Here is an 8310-nt window from a genome sequence, read left to right as displayed (position 1 = left end):
GCTAACGCTCCTGAAACTGCACCTACTAAGCATGATTTTGCCAGCTCAACACCATCAATTTCTCCTCCACTAGTAAGCACATAAGAAAATCCACTAACTGCAGCTCCAACAACAGCGCCGACAATACATGGAATTGGAAACTCTCCTGCATAGTCTTCTCTTGCTACTGGATTATTATCGCAGTATGCGTACAGATTTTTGCTTCCCAACTCCTGTGGCTTCGCAAAGATCACACCAGAATCATCCGCCCCCCCAGACTTTATGCTTTCTGACCCTCACCTGTCTTGAAGTCATAAAGTTTTTGCATTACTTCTTCCTCTTCTTTACTTCTGAATTTATAGATAATACATGTACCATTTTTCACCATATCGAATATTACTTGGCGACCTTTTTTTACGGGAAGCAATATTTCATCCTGTATACCTTTCTCTAAATATTCTTCTAATTCTTTTTCTTCATACAATTCATACTCTATGAGTTCTGTTTGATGATAATTATCATCCCAATCCTTGATTTTCGATAGCACGGTAATTCTCCCATAAACATCTGCTTCAAAATATTGTGGAAATAATTTCGCATTACTATTATCCAAAAAATAATAATAATTAAAATAATATACTTTTCCATAAGAAGACCTTTGAAGATATACACCACACCGTATTCCATCGTCGCTATCTTTGTAGTACATCGTTTTTTTCTTTTTAAATCCATATTTTTTAAGCAGTCTATCACAGAGGTCCTTGAAATTTTTAGTATCCATAAACGTCTCCTTCACATCTTTTTTTCATAAGGGGAAAAAGCTTTTTCCCCTATTTTATTTTTTAATACAGTTCTAGTATCATTTCAAATTCATCTCCCAATTCCTCCCGATATCGCATTAATTGTTTTATTCCCTTTTTTACATTTCTTTTATTCATAGGCTTTAATTCATAAATTATTTTTTCTGGTCTTATCCACATAATCCGGGCGTAATTTAGAAATAAGCCTCACTTCCTTTTCTTTTTTTATTGATTTGATAGACGCAAAACCTTTTATAAGTCCTCACAAATGTTTATAAACCAATGTGAAAATGGCTTAAAATCAAGGTTTTCCGCATATCTTCATTTTTCTTGTCATATCTCCGCATAAGGTGTTTTTGTAAGACCGGGCACCATTTTAGCACCACAGAATATAAGGAGGACGACATGAAAAACGAACTTTTGACTAAGGGTATTATACTTCCGTCCGGCGAAATCGGCAAGAATAAGATAAACCTTGTCGCCGGGGCAATCACGCAGCCGTTCGCGGAAATGGTATGGGTAACGACAGGCGGCGACATGGAAACAATCAACCGCCTTACCAACGTACTTGTAACCATGAACAACCCCACCGACCGGGGCAAGCTGTTCAAAATCATCAAACTGCTTTATGGGCTAATGGGCTTGCCTTTTTCAGAGGAAGCCGAGCCTATGGACGCAGACCCCGACGTTTTGGAATACTTCATCTTTTCTTTCATGGCAGACTTTGGAGAAGTCATGCAAGAACTGATAGCAGAAGAAATGAAATAGCGACCCGCACAGCGGCGTTTCTCACTCTCTCACTGGGAGAACAGGAACGCCGCTATTTTTATGCCCTCATGTTACGCAGTAGGGGCAAAAAAAGCCTTGATTTATCGGGCTTACAGAACGCAAAACAGAGGAAGCAAGGAAAAGATACCTTACCCCTCAAAATCCGCGTTCTACTGCGCAACAAATCTAAAGCAAAGGAGTGATGAAGCTATGGCAGTTTTCCGTGTGGAACGCAACACAGGCTACACCGTAATGAGCAACCACCACTTACGCAACAAGGAGCTTTCCTTAAAGGCAAAGGGGCTGTTATCTCAAATGCTGTCCCTGCCGGAGGATTGGGACTATACCCTTGCAGGGCTGTCCTACATCAACCGGGAAAGTATCGACGCTATCCGTACCGCCGTTTGGGAGCTTGAAAAAGCCGGATATATCACAAGGCGGCAGGGACGCGACGAGAAAGGCAAAATGACCGCAATCGAGTACACCATTTACGAACAGCCGCAGCCGCCGGAATTGGATTGCCCGGTATTGGAAAATCCAACAGCGGATAACCCGACAACGGAAAATCCGACGTCGGAAAATCCAATGCAATTAAATAAAGATATATCAAGAACTAACTTACAAAAAAAAGAAAAATCAAATACGGATTTATCAAGTACCCATTCCATTCCTATCCATTCCCTAAATCCCTTGCCTTATGGCGAGGACGAAGCGGCACAGCCGCCGGAACGGAAAGGAACGGAAAGGAACGACGCTTACAGAGTGTATGAGGAAATCATCAAGGACAATATCGAGTATAACATTCTCTTGCAGGATATGAAGTTTGACCATGACCGTCTGAATGAGATTGTTGACATTATCCTTGAAACGGTCTGTACGTCAAGAAAGAAAATCCGTATTGCAGGGGACGATTACCCCGCCGAGCTTGTGAAGTCAAAGTTTATGAAGCTGGACAGCGAACATATCCGCTTTGTCCTTGACTGTATGCAGGAGAACACCACGAAAATCCGCAATATCAAGCAGTACCTAAAGGCGGTTCTTTTCAATGCCCCGTCTACCATTGACAGCTATTATACTTCCCTTGTCGCTCACGACATGGCAAGCGGCGCATTATCCGGCAAGCCTAAATACGGCGACCCGGACTACTACACCTACAACGAGGGCGAAAGCCTGTAAACGAAAAAAGGAGGATTTACCACATGGCACAGAAAACAGGAGCTTTAATTTTTGACGAAACCGCTGACCGCTACGATATTCGCTTTGATATTGCCGACTATTACGGCGGCTTGCATTGCGGCGAGTGCATGGACGTATTCACAGGCGGCAAATGGAAGCCGACCCGGATTGAGTACGGGGACAACTGGTATCTTGTAGGTATCCGCGCCGAGGACTTGAACGGGCTGCGGGTGCGGATTTAACGGGGCGGCGTGAAGAACGGACGCCCTTTTTTCACGCCCAAAAGCGGCGTACCACCTTAACACTATCACTACTACCGGGAAAGGAGGACGGTAAACATTGCAAGATGAAATCAACGAAAAAGTGGTTGCGCTCTCTGTCAAGGGAGCGAAGCTGACCGCTGAAACGCTGCAAAAGGCAATCAAAGCCATGCTTGCACAGGCAAAAAAGCAGCAGGAAAAACAGCCCCACGGGAAGCAGACCCTAAAGCAGCTTGCGAAGCAGAACGCGGGGCTATCCAACATTGAGATAACCGAGGGCAATATCAAAGCCTTTGAGCAGACGGCAAAAAAATACGGTATCGACTTTGCCCTAAAGAAAGACAGCACCGAAACGCCGCCCCGTTATCTCGTCTTTTTCAAGGGGCGGGACGCGGACGCTCTGACCGCAGCCTTTAAGGAGTTTTCCGCAAAGAAGCTGACACAGGAGCAAAAGCCCTCTATCCGAAAGGCACTTGCCACATTCCGGGAAGCAGCAAAGCAGCTTAACGCGAACCGTCAAAAGACAAAATACAAGGACAGGGAGGTATCGCTATGAAGCCGAATATCAAGAAGCTGCTTATCCTAAACGCCCCCTATCTGCTCTTTGTGTATCTCTTTGATAAAGTCGGACAGGCGGTGCGGCTCTCGCCGGGGGCTGACCTCTCCGGCAAGCTGGTTTCCATTGGCAGCGGCTTTTCCGCTGCCTTTTCAAATGCCCTGCCGAGTTTTAACCCTATGGATTTGCTTATCGGCATTGTCGGGGCTGTCGTTATCCGGCTTGCGGTCTATGTGAAAGGCAAGAACGCAAAGAAATACCGTAAGGGCATGGAGTACGGCTCTGCACGTTGGAGTGCATAATTTTAAGTGTAAATGACACATACATGGACGCACAGGAGGTTATGCACATGACTGATTATAGCAAAATTACAGCCCTTTACTCCCGCCTTTCCGTAGGCGACGAGGACAGGGACGGCGGCGAGAGCAACAGCATACAGAACCAAAAAATATTTTTGGAGAACTATGCCAGAGGGCAGCACCTAACCAATATCCGGCACTACATCGACGATGACGAAAGCGGCAGGTTTTTTGACCGTTCCGCCTACTCCCGCATGATGGACGATGTGGAAAACGGGAAAATCGGTGTCTGCATTATGAAAGACCTTACCCGCTGGGGGCGTGACTATCTCCAAGTCGGCAACGCGATGGAGATATTCAGACGGAACAATGTGCGCTTTATCGCGGTCAACAACGGCATTGACAGCGAGAAGCCCGACACATTGGAGTTTGCGCCCTTTATCAACATCATGTCGGAGTGGTACGCAAAGGACATCAGCAAGAAAGTAAAAACAGGCATTAAGACCAAAGGCATGAGTGGAAAGCCGATTGTCACCGAAGCCCCTTACGGCTATGTCAAAGACCCGGACAACAAGGATTTTTGGATAATCGACGAAGAAGCCGCCGAGGTTGTCCGTTTGATTTTCCGTCTGTTTATCGGCGGGAAAAACCGAAACCAAATCGCCGTATATCTGACACAGGAGCAAATCCCAACCCCCACTTTCTACATGAAAGACCGAGGGCGGGGAACCTGTAAAAATAAGACGCTCAACGAGGATAACCGCTGCAAGTGGAACAAAGCCACCTTGACCAATATCCTCACACGGCAGGAGTATTGCGGCGATGTAGTCAACTTCAAGACTACAAAGCATTTCCGGGATAAACATAACCACTATGTAGACCGGAGCCAGTGGCACATCACAGAAAATGTGCATGAGCCGATTATCAGCCGCAGCGATTTTGAAACCGTACAGCGGATTTTGGAAAACGCACCCGTCAAACGCCCCAACGGGGACGGGGAAATCCACCCTCTGTCCGGCTTGCTTTTCTGTAAGGACTGCGGCGCAAAAATGCACATTCGTATAGATTACCGGAACGGCGGCAAGCGGCACGTTGCTTTTTGCAGCGAGTACCACAAGGGAAAAGCCAAGAACCCCAAATGCCATTCTCCGCACATCATGGACGCGGACTTGCTCATGCAGACCATCGCGGAAGTGCTGAAGAAAATCGAGGACTATTCTATCAGCAACCGGGCGGAGTTTGAAGCCTTAGTGAAAAAGAACCTTGCCATGCAGCAGACCGACCAGACCAAAAAGCAGCAGAAGCGTATTCCGCAAATCACGACGCGCCTTGAACAGATTGACAAGGTGCTGAATAAGCTCTATGAGGACAACGCCCTCGGCACGATCCAGCAAGACCGTTATGAGCAAATGTCGCAGAAGTATTCGGAAGAATACTACGCGCTGAAAACGGAGCTTTCCACACTCCAAGAGCAGCTATCCGCTTATGAGAACGCTGGAGGACGGGCGCAGAGGTTTTTGAAGCTGACAGAACGCCATGCCGCCTTTACCGAGCTTACCCCCGCCATTCTCAACGAGTTTATCAGCCGGATTGAAGTGCATGAGCGCGACCAGAAAAGGGCGAGATACGCAATCCAGCACATCAGCATATATTTCAATTATATCGGCAAGTTTGAGAATGAAGTGACACAGCTTGCAGAACCGACCGAGCAGGAAATCCGGCAAATGCGGGAGGAAATCGAAGAAGCCAAAAAGGAAAAGAGCCGCGCCTACCACCGGCAGTATTCAAGGGAGTACCGGGCGAGAAACCTTGAAAAGCAGCGGGAGTATGACCGCATGAAAGCGCGGGAATACCGGGCAAGGCGAAAGGCGCAGGCAGCCGCCGCACAGTCCACACAGTAAAACAGAATAACCGACAACCAAGAGGGATTTTCCGGCTACGGGAAGTCCCTCTTTTGCGCCCGGAGAAAGGAGCCGCCTATGGCAGAACAGACCCCCGACAGTATCATCACGACCCAGAGGAACGGGCAGACCATTGTTGCGGAGTTATTTTTCAATCAAAGCAGCACAGAAACATTCCGCGACAAGCTGCTCAAACTGGCACTTGCCGACAGCTCGCGTTTATCCGCGTCTGACGGTCAAGAGCCGGAAAAAACAGAAATCTTGCGATAACAGCCGCCCTGGCGAACCATTCCCCGTCCGGGCGGTTTCTATTTGAAAATCCTCATTTTCCTCAAGTCAAGAGCCGGGAAAAACACCCGAAAAATGCCCCTATTGCGTAACAGGGGCGCAGAAAGGAGAGCTTATGAGAACAGGGCTTACTAAGCAGGATAAGACTACCGACATTTGGTTTGACGAGAAAGAACCGCTTATCCATATCCGCACTCACAACACCGCCTTGAAAAAGCGTCTGCTTGCATACAGCCGCCGTTATCCGGCGATCTGCCAGCAGACCGACGCAGACGAGGAAACGGGCTGCATGGAGTTTGAAATCCGCAAGGGGCGTTTCTCTTTCCGTCTGACCGCCCCATACAGCGAAGAACGGAGGAACGCCGCCAGCAAAGCGGCAAAGAAACATTCCGGCAACTTGACACACCCTATTCAAAAAGATGTGCTATAATTTTTTTGAAAAAGTTTCGGATTAGATGTAGTATTTGCCGCTGAAACCGTAGTACATAGGTGAAGCCCGAAAGGAGGCGGTGAGATGATAGACGACGAAAAAATCATAGAAATGTTTTTTGGACGTTCAGAACAAGGCATACGAGAGCTGGATATAAAATACGGAAAGGTCTGCCACAATCTTTCCTACCATATCGTAGGCAGCAGACAAGACGCGGAGGAATGTGTAAACGACGCTTATTTAGGCGCATGGAACGCCATTCCCCCGGCACGACCTAACCCGCTGCTATCTTATCTTGTTAAAATCGTTCGGAACATTTCACTCAAAATCTATTGGAGAAAGGAAGCAGCCAAACGGAGCAGCCATTACACGATTGCTTTGGAAGAAATTGAAGCCTGTATAGCAGCCCCGAATACAGTAGAAGCAGAAATCGAAGCCAAAGAGTTAGCCCGTATCATTGAAGCATTTTTAGACACGCTGACTACCGAAAACCGCGTTATTTTCATGCGCCGCTATTGGTTTTCCGACAGCTATAAGGACATAGCCGAGTTTATGGGGCTTTCAGAAAAAAACATTTCTGTCCGGCTGACCCGTATCCGCGAGAAGATGAAGCAATATTTGATTGAAAGAGAGGTATTCGTATGAACGCAAAGAAGTTTTCCGACGCTATGAGCGAGCTTGACACAAAATATGTCGATGAAGCCCTTAACTACAAAAAGAAAGCAAAGAAACCCGGTTGGGTTAAGTGGGGAGCTATGGCGGCTTGCTTTGCAGTAATTGCTGTTTTAGGCGTAGGCGTATTTCAAAATGGATTGTTCGGGAACAAAACTGACATTGCCACTTTGGACAACGGAAATGAAATCATCTTTGTAAAATCGGAAACTGCTGGCTCAAGCATTGACATTGACGGGACTATAACAACAAGGCAACTTACGGAAACGGAAGCTGCATCTCTTTTTCCAAACTTGACCGTTACAGCTCATGCAGTTTTTCGTGTTGATGATACTGTTTCCGACAGCAACAAAGAATTGATTGGTTTTGAGGGAAAAATCGAAAATGCCAAAGTGGTAATATCTACAACGGATATAGCACTACTTGATACGAAGATTGTAGGAAGTGAAGAAAGTAGCGAAGTAAATGGTACAAGCGTGACGGCAGGATATTTTGTAACAGACCGGAACAGCGTGGGAGAACAGAATGTAATTTACTATGCGACTTTTAAGTTGGGAGATAGCACCGTATATGTTGAAAATGCGGGTGCAAAAACTGAAAGCGAAAGTGTGAAAAACGATTTGGCTACCATTATCCAAGAGCTGATAAATAATGGTGCGCTTGACCTAAGTTCTTTCAACGGATAACCCCATGAAAATTTAATACTACCATCAGGACAGCCGAGAAAATCGACTGTCCTTTTTCTATGCCTATGGGCAGAAAGGAGCGACCAACCATGACAAAGCCAAGAGAGAAAAACCGTGAAGAACTGCAAGCCGAGATTGAGGACGGAAAGAAGAAAATCCGGCAGTTTGAAAACCGGGAAAAGATGTTGCGGAAGCTATCCAAAGAGGAACGCAGAACGCGCAGCCACCGCCTTATTGTCCGGGGCGCGGTCTTTGAAAGCATTGTGCCGGAAGCAAAGAACATGACCGACGAGGAAGCCACAGCACTTCTCCGGCTTGCCTTGACGAGTGAACCAGCGCGGGAATATCTGAAAAAACGAGCCGAGGGAACGACAAGCTGAAAATCCCTTAGGAACTAAGGGCGCACTTATACACCCTTGCGGGCGTGTGCGCTCTGCCGAGGGCTTGTCGGCACAGAGAGAAAGCAGCTTGCTTCCCTGTCTGACCGACATTGGC

The 8310-nt window shown here is 46.9% G+C and carries 12 protein-coding genes and 2 pseudogenes; 11 read left to right on the top strand and 3 right to left on the bottom strand.

Annotated elements, in window-relative coordinates; genetic code table 11:
• The 3 genes and pseudogenes from LKD48_RS11410 to LKD48_RS16645 all read right to left on the bottom strand — a co-directional run.
• Nucleotides 1–233, bottom strand: a pseudogene (locus LKD48_RS11410) (hypothetical protein); the annotation flags it as partial.
• Nucleotides 234–259: 26 nt separating this feature from the next.
• Nucleotides 260–760, bottom strand: coding sequence for a DUF4304 domain-containing protein (locus LKD48_RS11405; RefSeq protein WP_308732058.1), 501 nt, complete (start codon nt 758–760; stop codon nt 260–262).
• Between the two features lie 61 nt (nt 761–821).
• Nucleotides 822–959, bottom strand: coding sequence for a hypothetical protein (locus tag LKD48_RS16645; RefSeq protein WP_408628577.1), 138 nt, complete (start codon nt 957–959; stop codon nt 822–824).
• Between the two features lie 225 nt (nt 960–1184).
• On the opposite strand from LKD48_RS16645, the gene LKD48_RS11400 reads away from it, so the two are divergent.
• The 11 genes and pseudogenes from LKD48_RS11400 to LKD48_RS11350 all read left to right on the top strand — a co-directional run bounded on the left by LKD48_RS11400 (nt 1185) and on the right by LKD48_RS11350 (nt 8195).
• The gene (locus LKD48_RS11400; protein ID WP_005928529.1) at nt 1185–1547 is read left to right on the top strand and encodes a hypothetical protein; all 363 of its coding nucleotides are present in this window, start codon (nt 1185–1187) and stop codon (nt 1545–1547) included.
• Nucleotides 1548–1757: 210 nt separating this feature from the next.
• On the top strand, nt 1758–2723 hold the full coding sequence (locus LKD48_RS11395; protein WP_005928536.1) for a DUF6017 domain-containing protein: 966 nt from the start codon (nt 1758–1760) through the stop codon (nt 2721–2723).
• 23 nt (nt 2724–2746) lie between these two features.
• The gene (locus LKD48_RS11390) at nt 2747–2965 is read left to right on the top strand and encodes a DUF5348 domain-containing protein (RefSeq protein WP_005422968.1); all 219 of its coding nucleotides are present in this window, start codon (nt 2747–2749) and stop codon (nt 2963–2965) included.
• 97 nt (nt 2966–3062) lie between these two features.
• On the top strand, nt 3063–3539 hold the full coding sequence (locus tag LKD48_RS11385; protein WP_005928540.1) for a PcfB family protein: 477 nt from the start codon (nt 3063–3065) through the stop codon (nt 3537–3539).
• Nucleotides 3536–3832 (top strand): annotated as a pseudogene (locus LKD48_RS11380) (VirD4-like conjugal transfer protein, CD1115 family); the annotation flags it as partial. The gene LKD48_RS11385 and the pseudogene LKD48_RS11380, both read left to right, overlap by 4 nt.
• Before the next feature lie 56 nt (nt 3833–3888).
• Nucleotides 3889–5739, top strand: a complete 1851-nt coding sequence (locus LKD48_RS11375; protein ID WP_331466847.1) for a DUF4368 domain-containing protein — start codon at nt 3889–3891, stop codon at nt 5737–5739.
• A gap of 78 nt (nt 5740–5817) precedes the next feature.
• Nucleotides 5818–6009, top strand: a complete 192-nt coding sequence (locus LKD48_RS11370; protein WP_129872992.1) for a transposon-encoded TnpW family protein — start codon at nt 5818–5820, stop codon at nt 6007–6009.
• 133 nt (nt 6010–6142) lie between these two features.
• Nucleotides 6143–6457: a hypothetical protein gene (locus tag LKD48_RS11365; RefSeq protein ID WP_308732056.1), complete on the top strand. Its 315-nt coding sequence runs from the start codon at nt 6143–6145 to the stop codon at nt 6455–6457.
• Between the two features lie 84 nt (nt 6458–6541).
• Nucleotides 6542–7102 (top strand): RNA polymerase sigma factor, encoded by a 561-nt coding sequence (locus LKD48_RS11360; protein WP_005922902.1) that lies wholly within the window; start codon nt 6542–6544, stop codon nt 7100–7102.
• On the top strand, nt 7099–7815 hold the full coding sequence (locus LKD48_RS11355) for a hypothetical protein (RefSeq protein WP_055185912.1): 717 nt from the start codon (nt 7099–7101) through the stop codon (nt 7813–7815). Before LKD48_RS11360 ends, LKD48_RS11355 begins: the two co-directional genes overlap by 4 nt.
• An 89-nt stretch (nt 7816–7904) precedes the next feature.
• The gene (locus LKD48_RS11350; protein ID WP_308732055.1) at nt 7905–8195 is read left to right on the top strand and encodes a DUF3847 domain-containing protein; all 291 of its coding nucleotides are present in this window, start codon (nt 7905–7907) and stop codon (nt 8193–8195) included.
• The last annotated feature ends 115 nt before the right edge of the window (nt 8196–8310 follow it).

Source organism: Anthropogastromicrobium aceti, from assembly GCF_020687335.1.
Classification (GTDB): domain Bacteria; phylum Bacillota; class Clostridia; order Lachnospirales; family Lachnospiraceae; genus Anthropogastromicrobium; species Anthropogastromicrobium aceti.
This window is presented reverse-complemented; position numbering and strand designations above follow the sequence as displayed.